This is a genomic window from Peterkaempfera bronchialis (assembly GCF_003258605.2).
In the GTDB taxonomy this organism is placed as follows: Bacteria; Actinomycetota; Actinomycetes; order Streptomycetales; family Streptomycetaceae; genus Peterkaempfera; species Peterkaempfera bronchialis.
The window spans coordinates 2,862,779-2,881,936 of record NZ_CP031264.1; the positions used below are offsets into that span (position 1 = coordinate 2,862,779).

Below are 19,158 nucleotides of genomic sequence, written 5' to 3' on the forward strand. Positions count from 1 at the left end.
ACGGCAGCCCACCCCACCCTGTGCCGCCCAACCCCACCCCGAGCCCAGCAGCCACACCCCAAGCCCCCGCACGGCAGCAGCCCACCGGTCAGCGCAGCAACGCCCCCACCACCACGGCCAGCAGAAGCAGGAGCAGGGTGCCGGTGACGATGCGGGTTCGGGTCTTGGGATCCACGGGCCCGAGACTACTCCGGCGCCGGGTCCGGCCCGGCCACCGGGCGGCCCAGCGGCCAGCTGCCCAGCACCGTGTACCGGGCCGGTCCGCCGCCGAGGAGGCTCTGCACCAGCCGCACCTCGGCCACCTCCCACTCCAGCCCCTCGAAGTCGTCCAGCGCCGCCTTCAACCCCCGCAGATCCGGCCCGCCCGCCGATCGCCGCCACGCGGCACCCCGCTCCGGGCCAGGGTGAGATGGGCCCGGTACGGGCGGTCGTCGTCCACCTCCAGGCCGGTACGCCGCGCCGCGGCCTGCACCGACTCGGCCAGCCGACGCAGCGCCAGGGTGTCTCCGTGCACCCCGGCCCAGAGCGCCCGCCCCCCGAACCGCCCGCCGCCGGCGAACCGCAGCCGATGCGCCTCATGCCGCCGCGCGGCCCGCGCCAGCCGCCGCTCCAGCTCGGGCAGCGCGTCCGCGTCCACTTCGCCCAGGAAGGCCAGCGTCAGGTGCCAGGTCTCCGCCGGCGTCCAGCGCAGCGGCTGCGCATCCGGGCGGGCCCGCAGCGGGCGCAGTACGGCGGCCAGCTCGGCGAGTGCGGCCGGCGGGGGCACCACGGCGACGAAGAGCCTCATGGCTGCCCATCCTCCCGCACGGCGGCCGTACTGCCATGGATCGGGCCGGGTCTGGCGTCGCGGTCCCGCAAACGGTAGGAACGGTTCCATGAAGATCCGAACCGGCGGCCCCGACGACGCGGCCGTCATCCTCTCCCTGCTCGACGGCGCCGTGGCCTGGCTGGCCTCCCGGGGCCGCACCGGCCAATGGGGCAGCGACCCGTGGTCCACCCGCCCGGCCGCCGCCGACCGCATCCAGGGCTATGCCCGCGACCACCTGGTCCGTATCGCCGAGGTCGACGGCCGCCCGGCCGGGGTCTGCGTGCTGGCCGAGGAGCCACCGGAGTACGCCCCGCCGGTCGGCGAACGCGAGCTCTACGTCCGGCTGCTGGTGACCGACCGGGCGCTGTCCGGCAGCGGTGTCGGCGCGGCCCTGATCGAGGACGCCCGGGCCGAGACCCGCCGCCGGGGCATCACGCTGCTGCGGGTGGACTGCTACGGCGGCGACGACCGCAAGCTGGTCCGGCAGTACGAGGCGCTGGGCTTCACCGCCACCGACCCGTTCACCGTCGCCATGCCGGACCGCGAGCCCTGGCCGGGCCAGATCCTGGAGCAGCGCCTCTCCCCGGCGTGACGCGGGAACGCCTGCGGGCCCCGGCCGGGGCCCGGGCCCGCAGGCGGGTGGTGGTCAGCAGGCGGTGACCAGTTCCTCACGGGTCGCCGGGCGGCGCGGTACGAAGGAGACCAGCCGCCGTCCCCGCCCGGGTCGGAGGTCCACCCGGATGCGCAGGCCGGAGGAGCGGACCAGCACCAGGGCCACCACGCCGGCTGCCGCCGCCGAGACCAGGCCGCAGGCCAGCAGGCCGACCCGGGGGCCGAAGTGCTCGGTGACCCAGCCCACGATCGGGCTGCCGATCGGCGTCCCGCCCATGAAGACCAGCATGAAGAGGCCCATCACCCGGCCGCGCATGGCCGGGTCGGTGGCGAGCTGCACGCTGGCGTTGGCCGTGGTGTTGAAGGTCAGGCCGACCATGCCGACCAGGGTCAGCATCGCCGCGAAGAGCCAGAAGCCCGGGGCGAAGGCCGTGACCGCCTCCAGCACGCCGAAGCCCAGCGCCGCCATGACCAGCATCCGCAGCCGGCTGGAGCGGCGCCGCGCGGCCAGCAGCGCACCGGCCAGCGAACCGACCGCCATCGCGGTGTTGAGCAGCCCGTACTGCCCTGGGCCGACATGGAAGACGTCGTAGGCGAAGCCGGAGAGCAGCGTCGGGAAGTTGAATCCAAAGGTGCCGATGAAACCGACCAGCACGATCGGCCAGATCAGCTCGGGCCGCTCGCGGACGTACCGCAGGCCCTCCCGCAGCTGGCCCTTCTCCCGGGGCCGCACCGGAGAGGGATGCAGCTCGCTGCCGCGCATGGCGAGCAGGCCGCCGATGACGGCGGCGAAGGAGAGCGCGTTGATCCCGAACGCCCAGCCGCTGCCCACCGCCGCGATCAGCAGTCCGGCCACGGCGGGGCCGACCAGCCGGGCGGTCTGGAAGTTGGCGGCGTTGAGGCTGACCGCGTTGCGCAGCGCGCCGGGGCCCACCATCTCGGTGACAAACGCCTGCCGGGTGGGGTTGTCCACCACCGTGACCAGGCCCAGCAGGAACGCGAACGCGTACACGTGGTAGACGGTGACCACCCCGGCGAGGGTGAGCACCGCCAGTCCGGCGGCCAGCAGCCCCATGACCGCCTGGGTCAGGACCAGCAGGCGGCGCTTGGGGTAGCGGTCGGCGACCACGCCGCCGAAGAGGCCGAGCAACAGCATGGGCAGGAACTGCATCGCGGTGGTGATGCCGACCGCGAAGGGGCTGCCGGTGAGGCTCAGCACCAGCCAGTCCTGGGCGATGCGCTGCATCCAGGTGCCGGTGTTGGAGACGACCTGGCCGGCGAAGAAGTAGCGGTAGTTACGGACGCGCAGCGAGGAGAACATCCCCCCGGCGGGGCCCTCCAAGGCGGGGGCGGCGGCCTGGGCGGCGGGCGCGGGGGCGGCTGCGGCGGTGGGGGCCGCCGCGGTGCGTATCTCGGGGTCGTCGTCACCCGCACCGGCGGTGGCAGTGGGGGCTGCCGGGGCGGCGGGGACGACAGGGGTCTCGGCGGCTTCTGGGGTCTCGGCGATATCGGCCGCGGCGGCCAGGGCCGTGGCGGCGGCCGGCGGTGTCACAGGGCTCTCTCCTCGTGGTGCGGATGCGGTCGGGTACCTCGTGGTCCTGCGCTCCTTCTCGGCGGTGCCGGTCGCGGCGGTCGTCCTCACGTTCTCGTCCCCTCCTCGTCCGGTGCCGGGAGGGTGGCGCACTGCGGCCCTCAGGTCACAGATGCGCCAGCTTCTCCAGCACCGGGGCCGCGTTCCGAATCGCGGCCCATTCCTCCTCGGTCAGCCCGGATGCCAGTTCCGCGAGCCACGCGTTGCGGCGCCGCCGGCTCTCCTGGAGGATCGCCTCGGCCTGCTCGGTGCTGCTCACCACCACCTGGCGGCGGTCCTCCGGGTGCGGCTCCCTCCGCACCAGGCCCTTCACCTCCAACATCGCGATGATCCTGGTCATCGACGGCGGCTGGACGTGCTCCTTGCGGGCCAGCTCGCCGGGGGTCGCCCTGCCGCAGTGGGCCAGGGTGCCCAGGACCGACATCTCGGTCGGGCTGAGCGACTCCTCGACCCGCTGGTGCCGCAGGCGGCGGGAAAGGCGCATGACGGAGGACCGCAGCATCGATACGGCTGCCAGGTCGTCCTCGGACATCTCGGGCATGTTCCTTAGCCTAGGTCATTACCCTCTCTAAGGAAAGTCGGTTGTGATCCATTCCCGTTTCGCTGCCGAACCACTCCCGATCCACTCCTGAACCACTCCCGATCCATACCTGACAGAAGGTGTCAGGTATGGCCACCAAGCTGGACAGCGCACCAGAGACCAGCCCCGAAAGGCCGTGATCGACATGACCGGATTCGCCGACCTCGCCATGGTGACCATCGACTGCGCCGAGCCGCAGGCACTCGCCCGCTTCTGGGGCGGGCTGCTGGGCCGCGAGGTCACCCACAGCGAGGAGCAGTACGCGATGGTCGACGGGGCCGGCGGCGCACCGCTGGGCTTCGGCAAGGTGGAGGGCTACCGGGCGCCACAGTGGCCCAACCCGGACGGCACCAAGCAGTTCCACCTCGACCTCTATGTGGACGACCTCGACAAGGCGGAGGCCCACTGCCTGGAGCTGGGCGCGACCCGCCCCGACTTCCAGCCCGGCGAGACCTGGCGGGTGCTGCTCGACCCGTCCGGGCACCCGTTCTGCGTCTGCCTCCGCCGCTGACGGCGGGACGCGCCCCGCCCGCTCCGCTTACTCCGTGTGAGTTCCCGTACGCCCTGCTTATCCCCTTTGTTGAAGAATGGCGCCCATCGGCCATGCCCCGTGCCTACCGGCACACCACCGGCACACCGCCGGCACAGCGCCGAGGGGAGAACGCCATGACGCTCGAACCCAGGGAAGAGCACCCCCCGCCGCCCGACGGCGAGGAGACCCTCTCCGGCGGCCCCGGCCAGCGGCCGCCACGGAAGCGGCTGACCGTCGCGGCCGTCGCGGTCGCCGTGGTGGCGGCGGGCGGCACCGTCGCCTACGCCGCCTCCACGGGAGGGCCCCCCGGCTCCGAGAACCCGCCCCCGCCACCAACGCCGCCCCCACCACCCTCGGGCAGCCCGACCAACCCGGCGGGCCCGGGAGGCCCGGCGGGCCGCCGGGCAGCGGCAGGTGGTTCGGCCTCGGCGGCGCGGCCCACGGCGAGACCACCGTCCAGGACCCCGACGCCAAGACCTGGACGATCCGGGTCTGGCAACACGGCACCGTCGAGAGCACCAACGGCTCCACACTCACCGTGAAGAGCGCCGACGGCACCTCCTGGACCTGGCACGGCCTCCGCGCCCCCGCCCCGGGCAACCTCAGCACCGGGGAGACCGTACTCGTCATGGGCACCCGCGCGGCCGACGGCACCAACACCGCCGAGCACCTGCTCGCCAGCCGCCCCGGCCAGGGCAGGGACGGCAGGGCCGAACACCGCAGGGACTGCGACCGCCCCCCGGACCGCCACGACTGGGGCCGCCCCGGAGGCGACGCCGACTCCCTGGACTCCCGCTCCTCCTGAGCCACCCGAGGGCCTCCTTCCGCAGCAGCGGAAGGAGGCCCTCGCCACATCGTCCTCCGCCGCCGCCTGAAGAATGGACGTTTCCGCCGACAATGCCGTCAAGTCGGATATCGCAACGCCGGATCAAGCCAGTCCGAAACAAGGCCGTGACTGAAAATTAGATGGTCCACGGAGAATCGGATATTTAAGCTTTCACTGCTCTCGACCGAAGCCCCAGCAAAGGAGTGGATCCCTATCAAGTCCATCTCGAAGCGGTCCGTCTCGGTATTGTTCGCCGCCCTTGTCGCCGCCTGCTCGGTCGGTGTCGGCCAGGCATCGGCAGCAGGGTCCGCCCCCGAATCCTCGCACCTCCTGGGGACCTTCTCCCTGGACTCCGACGGCACGGTCACACCCATGAGCGCCTCCGGCTGCACGGGAAACCGGGGCGCCCCGGACGGGTCCGGATCGGTCTGTTTCTACGTATACGGAACAAAGCTGCACGTCGACAGCGTGAAGGTCGAGAAGCTCTCCCAGTACGACTGGACGGACTATGCGGAGGTGTCGATCGGCGACACCTGGGGCCTTATGGGCGCCACCAGGTCCGGCTCCCGTGGGCAGACCGTCACCGAATCCAGCGCGGTCGGTCTGAGCTTCGCCAACAACACCAAGGCATGCGGCTGGTGGCACAAGTTCCCCGGCCTCAAGGGCTGCATCACCATCCATAGCTGACCCCACCCTCAGCACCGCTCCCTTCGAGGCTCCACCGCCGCCACGGCAGCTCTACAGCGGATCGCCGGGAAGTTCGTCGTACTCCTTGCGAAGCTGCTCGATGACGGGGTGACTGCCAGGCAGGACGAGGTCGTCGACACCACTGATGGCCCGGACGCCAATGCCGATGTTGGTGGCGAACACGGCATCGAAGTCGGCGAGGTCAGCCAGCCGTACGGAGTCCATGGTCGACGGGTGGACCCTGCGCAGCAGCTCCATGGTGGTGCCGACCAAGCAGTCGGCGTCCGGCCAGCTGACCTCGCCGTCCTTGACGAAGCCGACGTTCCAGGTGCCGCCCTCGGAGATGACCGACCGGGTGTCGACGAACAGCGCATCGTCGAAGCCGGCACGCTGGGCGGCACGTCGATGCCTGAGCGAGCCGAACAGGCCGACGCTCTTCACGGCGGGCAGGTCACGGGTGTAGACGACCGACTGCACCCGCAGCGGAGGAAGAGGAAGCGGACCGGCGGGCCGGGTCGTCACCAGCACCTGGGGATGCGCGTCCGATCCGACCTGCCCCACGTCCATGGCGGGGTCGAAGACGGTCACCCGGACCACGCAGGCTCCCACGGCCGGCACCAACCGCCGGGCGAACTCTCGCACCCGGTCCACATCAAGCTCGACGCCGAACACAGCCCGGCAGTCACGCACCAGCCGGGCCAGATGCAGCGAAAGCCCGCGCACACGTCCGTCCTCGACCCGCATCGAGGTGAAGTGCCCGTAATTGGTCAGGGCGAGAACCTGGAGGTCTTCCAGGCCGATCGGGGTGCCGTTCAGTTCCGCCATGCGCCCAGCATGGCACTGAGCCACGCCACCTGACCCCGTCTCCGAGCAGCCCGGCACCAGGCCGCGTCAAGCCGGGCACTCAGTCCCGGAGTTGCCCGATGACCAGGCTGCTCCGCGCGGAAGATCCCGTCAGGTCGAAGCGGCAGAAGACGCTCTTGCCGCCGCCGCCGCGGGGCGCCCACCACACGAGGTCCGCCAGGGTACGGACGATGTGCAGCCCCCGGCCGTGGGTAAGGGGCCCGGCTGCTGCGAACCACGACGCCGACCCGCACCGAGGAGGGGCCCAACTCCCCCACAGCGCAGTCAAATCACTCACGGCAGACGGCTGCCCCGCGCAGGGAACGCATCTATGCTGAGGCCTCTGAATCAGCGTCTGGAAGCTGGCTTTGAAAGCGAGTGGGGGGACCACCGTGGATCAGATTGCGGAACTGGCGCGCGTCGCGGCACCAGCCATCACCAGACTCATGGTCACCGAGTCCTGGGCACTGCTACGCGACGGAATCGCCGCGCTGTGGCAGCAGATCTACCCGGGACAGGGTGAGGTCATCGCTCGCGACCTCGACGCGATCCGAGAGGAAATGAGAAACCCGGTCGGCGAGGACGCGCCGACCGCGGAAGTCGTCCAGCAGGAGTGGCGACGTCGACTGCGCCGTCACCTTGAGGAGAACCCGGAGCTGGTCCCGCAACTCGAGCAACTGCTCGACAGCCTCCAAGTGGCCGCCCCGGCACCCCGGCAGGTCCACCAGACCGCACGCGCCACCGGCGGCAGCACCGTGAACCAGGCGGGCGGGAACATCACGATTGTCACCACCAAGTGACCCACCCCAACAACCCGAACCCCTGGCAGCGCCAGGACGCCAGTGCCTCCAACGGCTCACAGACGAACCAGGCCGGCGGAGACATGTACATCACGACCCTCCCGCCCTCCGGACCCAGGCGGTCCCCGGGGAAGGGCATCGCGTTCCTCGCGGTCGCCGTCGCCGCAGCGTGCATCGGAGCGCTCGTCGCTGTGAAACTCACCGGAGGCCTCGGCCAGGGTTGGAACTCGCAGCAGGGCCCGTCAGCAGGCCAGGACGCATCCTCCGGCGCCACCGTCGATCCGAAAGGCAGGGGACCGGGAGCAGGCGGCCCGGCGGCAGCCCCCTCATCACCCCAGCCCTCGCGGGAAGTTGAGGCCCGGGACAGCGTACGTTTCTCCGGCACGGTTCGACTCGTGGCCCTCAACCTGGACACCAAGCCGCCAACCGTACGCAGCAGCGACGGCATAGACGGCTTTCAGGTGCTCTACCCGAATCTGGACGCCCAAGGCGCAACGGCCTTCGGAACAGCCGGCGACCTCCTTTTCCAGCATCCGGCGCTGGCCCCTTACACCGGGTCGGGCACGCCCTCACGCCAGGCCTGTGCCGAACTGCTGCAGTCGCAGGCGGTCCAGATGCTTCGGGTGGAGGAAGGCGACCGGCTCTGTGTGGAGACCTCGGCCGGCCGCATCGCCTTCATCGTGTTCGGCAAGTTCACCAGCGGGGCGTTCCTCGGCACCGCGACGGTGTGGGAGGCGGTCGGATGACTCCAGCTGCACCACCGGCGCCAACCACCTTCGAGCAGATCGAGCTGAAGCTCTCCGAGGTGCCCGCCCGGTCCGCAGACCTGCCGGTGCCTGGAAGAGCGCGCGGTGCGAGACGTGCCGCCACCACCACTCCTCAGCCGCGCACCACCACTCCGGGCGCCGCAGTCTGGCGCTCACGCGGGGCATCCGGTCAGGTCGAAGCGGCAGAAGACGCTCTTGCCGCCCTCATCGCGAGGCGACCACCACACGAAGTCCGCCAGCGTGCGGACGATGTGCAGCCCCCGGCCGTGCGTGGGCAGCGTCGCCTCCGGCAGTTCGTCCGCCAGGTCCGGGCCGAACATCTCCCCCATCGGCAAGGTGGGCGCGTTCGGATCCGCGTCGGCGACGTCCAGGACGAGCCAGGCGGGCCACTTGCGCCACGTCACCGTGAGCGTCCGCCGCCGGCTGAGCCAGCCGGGGCAGTCGTCCGGGATCGCGTGCAGCACCGCGTTGCCGACCAGCTCCGAGACGCAGAGCTGCACGTCCGGCACGAAGTGGATCAGACCCCAGCGGCCCAGGGTCAGCGCGGTGACCTCTCGCGCCACCTGGGCGGCGTCCGGAGAGTCCACCTGGAGGCAGAGCGACCGGTACCGGTGAGGGACCTCCGCAGGACCACCCGAGGCCCCGGCCGGTCCCGCCTCCGGTAGGGCAGTTCCCGCAGTTCGACCCGCATCCATCGCACGGCTCACCGTCCTTCGCTTCGCCGGGTCGGTCCCCCGGTCTGATGCCAAGTAGGTTCCTGCGGAAGGGAGGTGGATCTCTTCCCCAACGAGGGGGTACCCAGGATGGGTACACTCACGGTCAGGTCCTTGCGACAGACTGTCATCGAAGGCGTACGGGACACGAGATGACCGCCTACGAATCGCCAGCAGCCCTACCACCGCATGTCCTGAATCGCGACGATGTGCGCGCGGCTCTCGCACAGCACGACTTCGGCACGGTCTTCGCTCTTGCCCGCAAGTGGGGCGGAATCAGCTTTTCGAAGATCGCCGAAGCGTGCGACATCAAGCCCGAGCGGGTCGGCCGACTCGCCCGGGGCGAGGGCAGCATCACCACGTTCGAGAAGATCTCGCAGATCGCCGAAGCTCTGCGGATCCCAGGACACCTGCTCGGTCTTGCGCCGCGCCTCTGGGAAGCCGCTGCGCCGTCCCTGCTGTCCGTCCCCGCGCCGCGTGGAGCAAGCCCCGCCGGTCCGCACGGTGGGATTGCCGACGATCCGAACGGAGTCGATCCAGTGCTGCGCAGGGAGTTCTTCTGTACATCGCTTGCCGGGGCCGGGCTTTTCATAGCTCCTCCCGACCTCTCCCAGTTCCCGAACGGTCGCAGGATCGGTGCCGATGTACCCGGCCGGCTCCGGGAGCGCGCTGCGCGCCTGCGGCGCCTGGACGACGTACTCGGCGGCGGTGACACCTATCACGTCTATCTCGGCGAGTACCAGAACACCAAGGCTCTGCTCCGGGAGGGGAGCTACACCGAGGCAACCGGACGCCGCAGGCACCCCGCAGCCCGACTGGGTCGTATGGGTAGACCGCAACGAACTCCAGATCATGACCGGCCGTTGCTGGACCGAACTCCGCCGGCCGCTGCGCGCCGTCCCGGTGCTGGAACAGGTCCTTGCGGGGTTCGACGACGCCCACGCCCGGGACAAGGCTCTCTACCTCTCCTGGCTCGCGGATTCCTATCTGGCCGCAGGCGAGATCGAGCAGGCAGCCGCGATCACCGGCCGTGTCCTTGACCTCTCCGCCGGGGTCGCGTCCGTGCGGCCCCGGCAGCGGGTCACGCCTGTTCTCCAGCAGCTCGCCGCACACCGCGAGCTGCCCCAGGTGGCCGAGGTCCTGGAGAAGGCCCGCGCCTCCTGACGGCTCAGGCCGAGGGCTCAGGCTCCGTTGTCTTGCGGACCCAGTCGAGGTACGCGTCGGCGCCCGCGACGATCGGCGCGGCAACGATCTCCGGGTTCTTCCAAGGGTGGTGCTCCAGCAGGTGCGCCTCAAGCTCCGGGTACCGGTCGGCCCGCGTCTTGAAGAGGAGCTGCCACTCCTCCCCCGTACCGAACTCCCCCAGGTGCCAGAAGACCGACACCACCGGTCCGACGATCTGGGCCCCGGCTGCGAGCCGAGCCTCCACTACCGACCGCGCCAGCTTCTCCGCCGCCTCGCGGTTCTCCGTCGCTGTGGACACCTGCACGAAGTCAGACATGTTCGCGATCGTAACCACGTCGGCGCCTCAGCCAGGGCGTTTTGCAGGACCGATGCCACGGGCGCCGGTCCCAGGGGCCGCGTCGGCCCGTCCGGCTGATCGAGCCGGGCAGCGCCGGCCATACAAGAACGGACCCCTCTCTGCGGAGAGGGGTCCGTACCTGCGTCCTGCTGATCAGGTGAGGTTCAGCGAAGGCATCATGAAGTAGAAAAGGAAGACCGCCGACACCACGTACATCGGGATGGGCACTCGCCGCCGGTTACCGACGGCCGCGTTGAGGATCGTGTACACCACGAAACCCACACCTAGGCCGATAGTGATGGAGTAGGTGAACGGCATGATCACCATGGTCAGGAAGGCCGGGACGGCGATGGTCCAGTCGGTCCAGTCGATGTCGCCGATGCTGTTGGCCAGGATCAGGAAGCCGACCGCGACCAGGGCCGGGGTGGCGGCCTGGGCGGGGACCATGGTGGCCAGCGGGGTGAGGAAGAGGGCGACGACGAAGAGGGCGCCGGTGATGACGCTGGCGAAGCCGGTCCGGGCGCCTTCGCCGACGCCGGCGGTGGACTCCACGAAGCAGGTGTTGGCCGAGCAGGAGGTGGCGCCGCCGGCGGCGGTGGCGATGCCGTCGATCATCAGCACCTTGTTGATGCCGGGCAGCTCGCCCTTGTCGTCCAGCAGCTTGGCCTCGTCGCTGACGCCGAGGATGGTGCCCATCGCGTCGAAGAAGCAGGACAGCAGCACGGTGAAGACGAAGAGGACACCGGTGAGGATGCCGACGTCCTTGAACCCGCCGAAGAGGCTGACCTTGCCGATCAGCCCGAAGTCGGGCACGGCGACCGGGTTGCCGGGCCACTTGGGGACGGTGAGGCCCCAGTTCAGCGGGGAGATGTGGGCGATGGAGTCGATCACCACGGCGAGCACCGTCATGGCCGCGATGCTGATCAGGATGGCGCCGGGGACCTTGCGGACCAGCAGGACCAGGGTGAGCAGCACGCCGAGTATGAAGATCAGCACGGGCCAGCCGTTGAGGTGCCCGGTGGCGCCGAGCTGGAGCGGCACGGTGGTGTGGGCGGCGTCCGGGATGCGGCTGACGAAGCCGGCGTCCACCAGGCCGATCAGGGCGATGAAGAGGCCGATACCGATGGCTATGGCCTTGCGGAGCCCGATCGGCACCGCCGCCATGACCCGTTCCCGCAGCCCGGTGGCGACCAGCAGCATGATGGCGAACCCGGCCAGGACGACCATGCCCATCGCGTCGGGCCAGCTCATCCGGGGTGCCAGCTGGAGGGCGACGACCGTGTTGACGCCGAGGCCGGCGGCGAGCGCGATCGGCACATTGCCGATGACGCCCATCAGCAGCGTGGTGAGCGCGGCGGTCACCACGGTGGCGGTGGCCAGTTGTCCGGCCGACAGGTGATGGCCGTATTTGTCCACACCTGAGGACAGGATGATCGGGTTCAGCACGATGATGTACGCCATCGTGAAGAAGGTGGCGACACCGCCACGGATCTCGCGAGCGAAGGAGGAACCGCGCTCGGTGATCCGGAAGTACCGGTCGAGGCCGTTCTTCGGCAGCGGGGTGGACTCGGGCGACTTGGCCGTAGACGTGGCCAGCGTGGGCATGCGGTGTCCTCGGGGTGGGGGCTACGGACTGCCCGCCCGGGGCGACGCTGGCCGGGCGGCGGTCCGGTCAAGACGACACGCCGATTACAACCGGACAGTTCAGTATGCGGTTACTGATCGGTCAGATGCCATCTTCGCGCGTAGACGAAGCCCACCCACCGCTCGGACCGGAGACCCGCTGCCCGTAGGCTGGACGGCGCGCACACCCCGTGCCCGCACACCCCGCCCGCACACCCCGCCCGCACCTCGCGCCCGCACCATCACGATCAGCACCACACCGGAGAGGCGACCCATGGAGAGGCCCGCACTGCGCCCCGCCCCCGAGCCACTGGAGGCGAACGACGTCGCCATCGTCACCGGCGGCACCGTGCTGTGGTTCGTGGGCTTCCTGGTGCTGATCCCGTTCCAGAGCCGGCTCTCCGACGCCGGCCACGGTCTCTGGTCGTGGACCTGCCTCGCCGGAGCCGGGCTCGGCCTGATCGGCATCTGGTACTGCCGCGCCCGCCGCGCCGCCATCCGCCGCTCGCGGGAGGCCGCCGCAGCCGAGCACGGACAGCCCCCGACCGGCGACTGAGCGGCGGCGCTCCGCCACGACGGCCCGTATGGTCGAAGGCATGACCGAACGGGTGCAGGACATCACCGACGGCACCGCCCCCGAGGGCCAGCCGCACGTGAGGCCGGACGCGAAGCCTGACGCAAGGCCGGATACGAGGCCGGACGGGCTGACGGCGGCCGAGGTCGCGGAGCGGGTGGCGCGCGGAGAGGTCAATGACGTCCCGGTACGGTCCAGCCGGTCCACCGCCGAGATCGTCCGCGCCAATGTCTTCACCCGCTTCAACGCGATCATCGGCCTGCTGTTTGTGATCATCCTGGTGGTCGGACCGATCCAGGACGGACTCTTCGGCTTTGTCATCGTGGCCAACACCGCCATCGGCATCATCCAGGAGCTGCGCGCCAAGCGGACCCTGGACAGCCTGGCCGTCATCGGCGAGTCGCGCCCCCGGGTGCGCCGCGACGGCCGGGTGGCGGAGGTCGCCGTCGCGGCGATCGTGCTGGACGACACCGTGCTGCTGGGCTCCGGCGACAAGGTGGTGGTGGACGGCACCCTCAGCGCGGCGGACGGCCTGGAGGTTGACGAGTCGCTGCTGACCGGCGAGGCCGATCCGGTGCTCAAGCGGCCCGGCGACCCGGTGATGTCCGGCAGCTTCGTGGTCGCCGGGTCCGGCGCCTTCACCGCGACCAAGGTCGGCCGGGAGGCGTACGCGGCGCAGCTCGCCGCCGAGGCCAGCCGCTTCACCCTGGTCCGCTCCGAGTTGCGGACCGGCATCGACACCATCCTGCGCTTTGTCACCTATCTGCTGGTGCCCACCGCGCTCGGGCTGGTGGTCAGCCAGCTGGTGGTGGAGCGCAACGACTGGCGCGAGGCGGTCCGCCGCATGGTGGCCGGAATCGTACCCATGGTGCCGGAGGGGCTGGTGCTGCTGACCTCGGTGGCGTTCGCCGTCGGGGTGGTGCGGCTGGGCCGCCGGCAGTGCCTGGTGCAGGAGCTGCCCGCGATCGAGGGCCTGGCGCGGGTGGACACCGTCTGCCTGGACAAGACCGGCACCCTCACCGAGGGCTCCATGGACATCGCCGAGCTGCGGCTGCTGGACGGCCGCCCGCAGGACGCCGCCCAGCGGGCCCTGGTCGCCCTGGGCGGGGCCGACCCGCGTCCCAACGCCTCCATGCAGGCCGTCCTCGACGCGTACGCGGGCAGCGGCAGCGGCAGCGGCAGCGGCAACAGCAGTGGCAGCGGCGGACCCGCCTGGGAGGTGCGCGCCGCCGCGCCGTTCTCCTCCGCCCGCAAGTGGAGCGGCGCCCGGCTGGCCGAGCCGGACGGCGCGGAGGCCACCTGGCTGCTCGGCGCCCCGGATGTCCTGCTGCCGCCCGGCCACCCGGTACTGGCGGACGTGGACGCCCTGGGCGCCCAGGGCCTGCGGGTACTGCTGCTGGGACGCGGCGAGACCCCGCTGGACGCCCCCGACCCGGCGGTCGGCCTGGCGCCGCAGGCCCTGGTGGTGCTGCGGCAGCGGCTGCGCGACGACGCCGCCGGTACCCTGCGCTACTTCGCCGAGCAGGGCGTCGCGGCCAAGGTGATCTCCGGTGACAACGCCCTGTCGGTGGGCGCGGTCGCCGCCACCCTCGGGCTGCCGGGCGCCGACGACCCGGTGGACGCCCGTACGCTGCCCGCCGACGCGGAGAAGATGGCGGCCGTGGTGGACGGGCATGCCGTCTTCGGCCGGGTCAGCCCGCAGCAGAAGCGGGACATGGTCGGCGCTCTCCAGTCGCGCGGCCACACGGTGGCGATGACCGGCGACGGCGTCAATGACGTCCTGGCGCTCAAGGACGCCGACATCGGGGTGGCCATGGGTTCGGGCAGCGAGGCGACCCGGGCGGTGGCGCAGATCGTGCTGCTGGACAACCGTTTCGCCACCCTGCCGTCGGTGGTGGCCGAGGGCCGCCGGGTGATCGGCAACATCGAGCGGGTGGCCAACCTCTTCCTGGTGAAGACGGTGTACTCGGTGCTGCTGGCCGTGCTGGTGGTCTGCACCCGGGTGCCCTACCCGTTCCTGCCCCGGCACTCGACGGTGCTCTCCTCGCTGACCATCGGCATCCCGGCGTTCTTCCTGGCCCTGGCGCCCAACGGGGAGCGGGCACGGGCCGGGTTCGTCCGGCGGGTGACGCGGCTGGCCGTACCCGGCGGGGTGATCGCGGGTGCGGCGACCTTCACGGCGTACATGCTGGCCCGCGCCGACCACGCCACCGGCCGCGAGGCCGACACCAGCGTGGCGACGCTGACCCTCTTCCTGGTGGCGGTCTGGGTGCTGGCGATCGTGGCGCGGCCGTACACCTGGTGGCGGGTGCTGCTGATCCTGGCCATGGTGGCGGGGTTCGCGCTGGTGCTGACCGTGCCGTGGCTGTCGGACTTCTTCCAGCTCTCCTTGCAGGGCACCCGGGGCCCATGGACGGCGGTCGGCATCGCGGCGGTCGCGGCGGTGCTGCTGGAGGTCGTCTGGCGGGTGGTCGGCAAGCGGCTCGGCTGAGGCTACTTCACCGGTGGGATTCGATAGACGGAGACATGGGAACGCGACTCGGCGGTGAATGCGGCGCCGGCCCAGTCCGCATTCCTGGCCTCCAGTTCGAATCCGGCCAACTGGGCCATAAGGTCGAGTTCGGCCGGCCAGATGTAGCGGTGGGGGCTGCGGAACAGTTCGGCCTGCGTGGTCTCGTCAAAGCGGAAGTGGTGCGATACGACGTGCTGATGCAGGACGTCATAGGTGTCCAAACCGATGTAGCCGGGTTCGGACTGCCAGACGGTGGCCGTCTGGCCCGGCGGGAGCTTGCGCAGCTCAGGCACCCAGAGCTCGACCACGAATCGACCACCGGGCGCGAGGTGGCGGGCAGCGTTGCGGAAGCACTCGACCTGCTCGGCCTGGGTCAGCAGGTTGGAGATCGTGTTGTAGACGAGGTAGACCAGCGTGTACCTGCCGGGTACGACAGTGGTCGCCATGTCCCCCATGATGACGGGGATCGTCGCTTCGTCCACCTTGGTACGCAGTTGCTCCACCATCGGCGGTGACAACTCGACGCCGGTGACCGGGACTCCTCGCTCGGCGAGCGGGACGGCCACCCGGCCGGTCCCGATGGCGAACTCAAGTGCCGCTCCATCCCCGGCGAGCTGGGCGAGGCGGTCCACGGTCGGCCCCACGACCTCGGGTGCGAACATGCCGGATCCGGGCGTGTCGTAGCGGCGGGCAGTATCGGCGTCCCAGATGTTCTGCTGCTCCATTCCGCCAACGCTCGCCGTCGGCCGGAGCGCTGTCCAGCGATTATCCGCCCCGCACCCGGGCCACCACCGCCGCGCCTACGCCGGAGGGCGCAGCCCGTGAGCGGTCGTCACCGGGAAAGGCATGCGGTGACCAGGCCGACCAGTTCGGCTTCGCAGTCGTGCAGGTAGAAGTGGCCGCCGGGGAAGACCCGGAGGTCGCAGCCGGCGGTGGTCAGGTCGGACCAGGTGGAGAGGTCGGCGGGGGTGCAACCGGCGTCCCGGTCGCCGCCGAGCGCGGTGATCGGGGCCCGCAGCGGGGTCGCCGGGCCGTCCGGCCGGTACTCCGTGAGCAGCCGGAAGTCCGCGCGCAGGGACGGCATCAGCAGCGGCCGCAGCTCGGGTTCGCCGTATGCGTCGACGGACGGGCCGCCCTGGCCGCACGCGTAGGCGATCAGCGCGTCGTCGTCCAGGCTCGGGAGGCTGTCCCGTTCGATACCCGGCGCCGGGGCGGCGGACGCGAAGAGCCGCACCACCGGCGAGGCCCCTTGGCCCTGTTCGAGCCGACGGGCGACCTCGTACGCCACCAGGGCGCCCATGCTGTGGCCGAAGATCACGGTCGGCAGGGCGGGCAGCGCGGCCAGCGCCTCGGCTGCCCGGTCCGCCAGCTCCTCCATGGCTTCGACGCAGGGTTCGGCGAACCTGTCCTGCCGGCCGGGGTACTGGACGGACAGTTGCTCCAACTCCGGCGGCAGCAGGCGGCCCCAGCCCTGGTAGAGGGTGGCGGTGCCGCCGGCGTGCGGGAAGCAGACCAGCCGACCGCGCGGCCGCACCCCGCCTCCGTCCCCGCCCCCGACCGCGCCCCCGCCGGGCCGGACGCCCTGCCGCAGCCAGCGGCCCGTACCGCTTGTCATGGTGGTCATGCTCGCTCGCCTCGCTCTTCCACGCCTCGCTCCATGCAGAACTCCCCGGCCCTCGGAACCAGCCGACCCGACCCAGCCGTCTCCGGCAGGCGGCCCCCAGCGGGACGGCCCGCTCGCCCTGCCCGAGGCCGATCTCACGGCTCCTGGCGTTCATGCGCTCTCCCGACGCGGCCGGGCGCGGTGCAGCCTCCCAACCACCCGGAGCCTACCGGGCACCCGGGCCAACGGGAGGCTCACCCGAGCCGACCGGGTCGCGGCGGTAGCCCTCTCCCGGACCGTCGCCGTGCTGGCGGTCAGGGCGCTGGGAGGGGTCTCCGCCGGAGAGGCGGCATGCGTCGGCTGGCTGGTCCTGGCGACACTGGTCGGCTATGCGAACGACTCGGTCCTGCTGTCCGCGCGTGACGTGGCCTCCTGGTGCGCCACCGCAGTGGTGTTCGGGGCGGGGTTGGCGGCGATCTCGGCGGCGCCGAGGGCTCACACGCAGGGTGAGCAGGTGGGCGTCGGGCAGCGCCGGGGTTGGAGACGCAGGCGTGTCGGCGGGTACCAAGCTTGGCGCATGGGGCACCCTTGACGGCCCCGCCCACTCGGGCGACGCTCATGCCACCGAACGCAGCCAGTCAGGCAGGGGGCAAGGTCATGGCTCTACTGTTCTTCGGCAAGGACCCCAACACCAACGGCGACGACTGCCCGACCGTGTGGGTGGACGACGCATCGGCGGATCTCGTCTTCCAGGGTTGGAAGGCCGACGAGGAGACCGAAGCGGAATGCCGCACGGTCGGGCACATCCCCGACACGGAGGCAGTGATCAGAGTTCCGGCCCGCATGGTGCCGCTCATCAGGAAGGCGTGCGATGCAGCCGAGGAACGTGCCGACGTTCGCTGAGCTGATCAAGGACTGCCATCGGTCCGCTGTCCATTTGGAGATGCGGGACATCTATGGCGTCGCGTCCGAAGCTGAGGACTTCGCCGAGTGGCAGCGGCTCGGCACGATCAGTGCGGCATCGGTCCAGCGGCGCCAGCCGTGGCTGGACCTGGTGGGCGAGACCGTCCGTCGTGGCGTCGTCATGCGGCGTGCCCGGATCGTCTCCGTACCGGTCAGCGAGTACATCCGGTATGAGCACGCCGGAACCTATCTGAACGTACAGGCCGGTGAGCGCGTGCGTTGGTTGCCCCGGAGAGATGCCGCGACACTGGCCCTTCCAGGCGCGGACTTCTGGCTGTTCGACGACCAGCTGATCCGATTCGGGCACTTCACCGGGGACGGTGCGTCCGCCGGCCACGAGTTGACCAGCGACCCCGACGTGGTCAAGCTGTGCAACACAGCGTTCGAGGCCGTGTGGGAACGCGGCGTACCGCACGAGGGATTCACGCTCTGACCTGTCTCAGCAGTTGACCAACTCATGCCCAGCTTTCCTTCGCCCAGTGTCGAGACCGCGCGCAAGGCCGTGGCGGCCAGGCTGCGTGAAGTGCGCCTTGACGCCGGGCTGAAGGGCCTGGAGCTGGCTGTCCGCTGCGGCTGGCACAAGTCCAAGGTGTCGCGTGTCGAGAACGCGCGCACACCTCCGTCCGACGCCGACATCCACGCCTGGTGCACCGCCTGTGGGGCGGAGGGCTTGGTGGCGGACATCATCGCAGCATCGCGCACGGCTGACTCGATGTACCTGGAGTGGAAGCGGCTCCAGCGCACCGGCCTGCGGCGACTTCAGGAGTCCCGCGTCCCGCTGTACGAGCGCACCAAGCTGCATCGCGGCTACGCATCGCATGTCGTGCCGGGGCTGCTCCAGACCCCCGCCTACGCCTCCGCGCTGTTGTCGGTCATCGGTCGGTTTCACAGAACTCCGGATGACACGGCCGAGGCTGTGGCCGCCCGCGTGGCACGATCCGACGTGCTGCATCGGGCGGGCCACCGATTCGTCCTGCTGGTCGAGGAGTCGGTGCTGCGGTACCAGATCGGGGACGCTGAGGCGATGGCCGGTCAGTTGCGCCATCTTCTTTCGGTGATGTCCTTGCCCGCCGTGTCTCTGGGGCTGGTCCCCTTCGCCGCGCGGGAGCGGAGGATGTGGCCGCTTGAGGCGTTCAACATCTTCGATGACCAGCGCGTGCATGTGGAGCTTCTGACAGCGCAGGTGACCGTCACAGCGCCGAGTGAAGTAGCCATGTACGTCCGGGCGTTCGGTGAACTCAGGGAGTTGGCCGTATATGGAGCCGCCGCGCGGGCGCTGGTAGCGGCAGCGCTGGACGCGCTCGGTCCCAGTTCGCCTGCAACAACGTAGAACTGACTGGGTATGGGAGGAGCGGGCTTCCTAGCGTTGTCGCCAGACGGACGACGTGAAGGGGTCGGCATGAGCGAACCGAAGACCTACCCGAGTGCCCCGGTCGAACTGCCGCTGAGGCTGGGCTCGGAGCCCGAGCCTGTACCGGGCTGCGCAGGTTGCCGAGAACTGGCGAACGTGCGGGACCGGGCACGGGCCGGGGGCGACCTGACGACCGTCGTGGACTGCAACGTCCTCATGGCCAGACACCCCGAGGGCCACCCGTGAGAACC

At 70.7% G+C, this 19,158-nt stretch carries 24 protein-coding genes; 13 read left to right on the forward strand and 11 right to left on the reverse strand.

Going from position 1 to position 19,158, the window contains the following annotated elements:
• Positions 1-185: 185 nt before the first annotated feature.
• Together C7M71_RS31040 and thpR are read right to left on the reverse strand one after the other, a co-directional pair.
• Positions 186-344, reverse strand: a complete 159-nt coding sequence (locus tag C7M71_RS31040; RefSeq protein ID WP_175607672.1) for a 2'-5' RNA ligase family protein — start codon at positions 342-344, stop codon at positions 186-188.
• Complete coding sequence (gene thpR, locus C7M71_RS12550; RefSeq protein WP_175607673.1) at positions 341-787, reverse strand: RNA 2',3'-cyclic phosphodiesterase; 447 nt, start codon at positions 785-787, stop codon at positions 341-343. Before thpR ends, C7M71_RS31040 begins: the two co-directional genes overlap by 4 nt.
• Positions 788-875: 88 nt before the next feature.
• Between thpR and C7M71_RS12555 the strand changes: the two genes are divergently transcribed.
• On the forward strand, positions 876-1,400 hold the full coding sequence (locus C7M71_RS12555; RefSeq protein ID WP_175607674.1) for a GNAT family N-acetyltransferase: 525 nt from the start codon (positions 876-878) through the stop codon (positions 1,398-1,400).
• 54 nt (positions 1,401-1,454) lie between these two features.
• Here C7M71_RS12555 and C7M71_RS12560 read toward each other — a convergent pair whose 3' ends face one another.
• Entirely contained in the window at positions 1,455-2,831 is a 1,377-nt protein-coding gene (locus tag C7M71_RS12560; protein WP_407675981.1) for an MFS transporter, read from the reverse strand.
• Between the two features lie 286 nt (positions 2,832-3,117).
• Positions 3,118-3,552, reverse strand: a complete 435-nt coding sequence (locus tag C7M71_RS12565; RefSeq protein ID WP_111490892.1) for a MarR family winged helix-turn-helix transcriptional regulator — start codon at positions 3,550-3,552, stop codon at positions 3,118-3,120.
• Between the two features lie 184 nt (positions 3,553-3,736).
• Between C7M71_RS12565 and C7M71_RS12570 the strand changes: the two genes are divergently transcribed.
• The 3 genes from C7M71_RS12570 (at position 3,737) to C7M71_RS30625 (ending at position 5,636) form a co-directional block, all read left to right on the forward strand.
• Positions 3,737-4,102, forward strand: coding sequence for a VOC family protein (locus tag C7M71_RS12570; protein WP_175607797.1), 366 nt, complete (start codon positions 3,737-3,739; stop codon positions 4,100-4,102).
• 559 nt (positions 4,103-4,661) lie between these two features.
• Positions 4,662-4,928, forward strand: a complete 267-nt coding sequence (locus tag C7M71_RS12575) for a hypothetical protein (protein ID WP_114914343.1) — start codon at positions 4,662-4,664, stop codon at positions 4,926-4,928.
• A 489-nt stretch (positions 4,929-5,417) separates the two neighbouring features.
• The gene (locus C7M71_RS30625; protein WP_111490889.1) at positions 5,418-5,636 is read left to right on the forward strand and encodes a hypothetical protein; all 219 of its coding nucleotides are present in this window, start codon (positions 5,418-5,420) and stop codon (positions 5,634-5,636) included.
• Between the two features lie 51 nt (positions 5,637-5,687).
• Here the strand turns inward: C7M71_RS30625 and C7M71_RS12585 are convergent, their stop codons facing one another.
• Positions 5,688-6,461: an aminotransferase class IV family protein gene (locus tag C7M71_RS12585; RefSeq protein ID WP_111490888.1), complete on the reverse strand. Its 774-nt coding sequence runs from the start codon at positions 6,459-6,461 to the stop codon at positions 5,688-5,690.
• A gap of 410 nt (positions 6,462-6,871) precedes the next feature.
• Here C7M71_RS12585 and C7M71_RS12590 point away from each other — a divergent pair, with 410 nt between their 5' ends.
• Together C7M71_RS12590 and C7M71_RS12600 are read left to right on the forward strand one after the other, a co-directional pair.
• Positions 6,872-7,279: a hypothetical protein gene (locus C7M71_RS12590; protein WP_111490887.1), complete on the forward strand. Its 408-nt coding sequence runs from the start codon at positions 6,872-6,874 to the stop codon at positions 7,277-7,279.
• Positions 7,280-7,674: 395 nt separating this feature from the next.
• Positions 7,675-8,025: a hypothetical protein gene (locus tag C7M71_RS12600; RefSeq protein ID WP_111490885.1), complete on the forward strand. Its 351-nt coding sequence runs from the start codon at positions 7,675-7,677 to the stop codon at positions 8,023-8,025.
• Positions 8,026-8,198: 173 nt separating this feature from the next.
• Here C7M71_RS12600 and C7M71_RS12605 read toward each other — a convergent pair whose 3' ends face one another.
• A complete protein-coding gene (locus C7M71_RS12605) occupies positions 8,199-8,633 on the reverse strand; it encodes an ATP-binding protein (protein ID WP_162824229.1) in 435 nt (144 codons plus the stop codon).
• Positions 8,634-8,938: 305 nt separating this feature from the next.
• Positions 8,939-9,481: a hypothetical protein gene (locus tag C7M71_RS31685; protein WP_229758686.1), complete on the reverse strand. Its 543-nt coding sequence runs from the start codon at positions 9,479-9,481 to the stop codon at positions 8,939-8,941.
• A gap of 130 nt (positions 9,482-9,611) precedes the next feature.
• On the opposite strand from C7M71_RS31685, the gene C7M71_RS31690 reads away from it, so the two are divergent.
• Entirely contained in the window at positions 9,612-9,923 is a 312-nt protein-coding gene (locus C7M71_RS31690; protein ID WP_229758687.1) for a hypothetical protein, read from the forward strand.
• Between the two features lie 4 nt (positions 9,924-9,927).
• Here the strand turns inward: C7M71_RS31690 and cutA are convergent, their stop codons facing one another.
• Together cutA and C7M71_RS12620 are read right to left on the reverse strand one after the other, a co-directional pair.
• Entirely contained in the window at positions 9,928-10,260 is a 333-nt protein-coding gene (gene cutA, locus C7M71_RS12615; protein WP_175607675.1) for a divalent-cation tolerance protein CutA, read from the reverse strand.
• 174 nt (positions 10,261-10,434) lie between these two features.
• Positions 10,435-11,886, reverse strand: coding sequence for an NCS2 family permease (locus C7M71_RS12620; RefSeq protein ID WP_111490883.1), 1,452 nt, complete (start codon positions 11,884-11,886; stop codon positions 10,435-10,437).
• A 292-nt stretch (positions 11,887-12,178) separates the two neighbouring features.
• Between C7M71_RS12620 and C7M71_RS12625 the strand changes: the two genes are divergently transcribed.
• Positions 12,179-12,460, forward strand: coding sequence for a DUF2530 domain-containing protein (locus C7M71_RS12625; protein WP_111490882.1), 282 nt, complete (start codon positions 12,179-12,181; stop codon positions 12,458-12,460).
• Positions 12,461-12,500: 40 nt separating this feature from the next.
• Positions 12,501-14,969 (forward strand): HAD-IC family P-type ATPase, encoded by a 2,469-nt coding sequence (locus tag C7M71_RS12630; RefSeq protein ID WP_111490896.1) that lies wholly within the window; start codon positions 12,501-12,503, stop codon positions 14,967-14,969.
• 2 nt (positions 14,970-14,971) lie between these two features.
• Here C7M71_RS12630 and C7M71_RS12635 read toward each other — a convergent pair whose 3' ends face one another.
• Together C7M71_RS12635 and C7M71_RS12640 are read right to left on the reverse strand one after the other, a co-directional pair.
• The gene (locus C7M71_RS12635) at positions 14,972-15,715 is read right to left on the reverse strand and encodes a class I SAM-dependent DNA methyltransferase (RefSeq protein WP_111490881.1); all 744 of its coding nucleotides are present in this window, start codon (positions 15,713-15,715) and stop codon (positions 14,972-14,974) included.
• Between the two features lie 107 nt (positions 15,716-15,822).
• A complete protein-coding gene (locus C7M71_RS12640; RefSeq protein WP_111490880.1) occupies positions 15,823-16,614 on the reverse strand; it encodes a thioesterase II family protein in 792 nt (263 codons plus the stop codon).
• A gap of 636 nt (positions 16,615-17,250) precedes the next feature.
• On the opposite strand from C7M71_RS12640, the gene C7M71_RS12650 reads away from it, so the two are divergent.
• From C7M71_RS12650 to C7M71_RS31695, 4 genes are all read left to right on the forward strand, one after another.
• A complete protein-coding gene (locus C7M71_RS12650) occupies positions 17,251-17,496 on the forward strand; it encodes a hypothetical protein (protein ID WP_111490878.1) in 246 nt (81 codons plus the stop codon).
• Positions 17,465-17,989 carry a DUF6879 family protein gene (locus tag C7M71_RS12655; protein ID WP_111490877.1) on the forward strand — a complete coding sequence of 175 codons (525 nt, stop codon included), beginning with the start codon at positions 17,465-17,467 and terminating at the stop codon, positions 17,987-17,989. Before C7M71_RS12650 ends, C7M71_RS12655 begins: the two co-directional genes overlap by 32 nt.
• 24 nt (positions 17,990-18,013) lie before the next feature.
• Positions 18,014-18,886, forward strand: coding sequence for a helix-turn-helix domain-containing protein (locus tag C7M71_RS12660; RefSeq protein ID WP_111490876.1), 873 nt, complete (start codon positions 18,014-18,016; stop codon positions 18,884-18,886).
• A 69-nt stretch (positions 18,887-18,955) separates the two neighbouring features.
• On the forward strand, positions 18,956-19,153 hold the full coding sequence (locus C7M71_RS31695; protein ID WP_111490875.1) for a hypothetical protein: 198 nt from the start codon (positions 18,956-18,958) through the stop codon (positions 19,151-19,153).
• Positions 19,154-19,158: the final 5 nt, after the last annotated feature.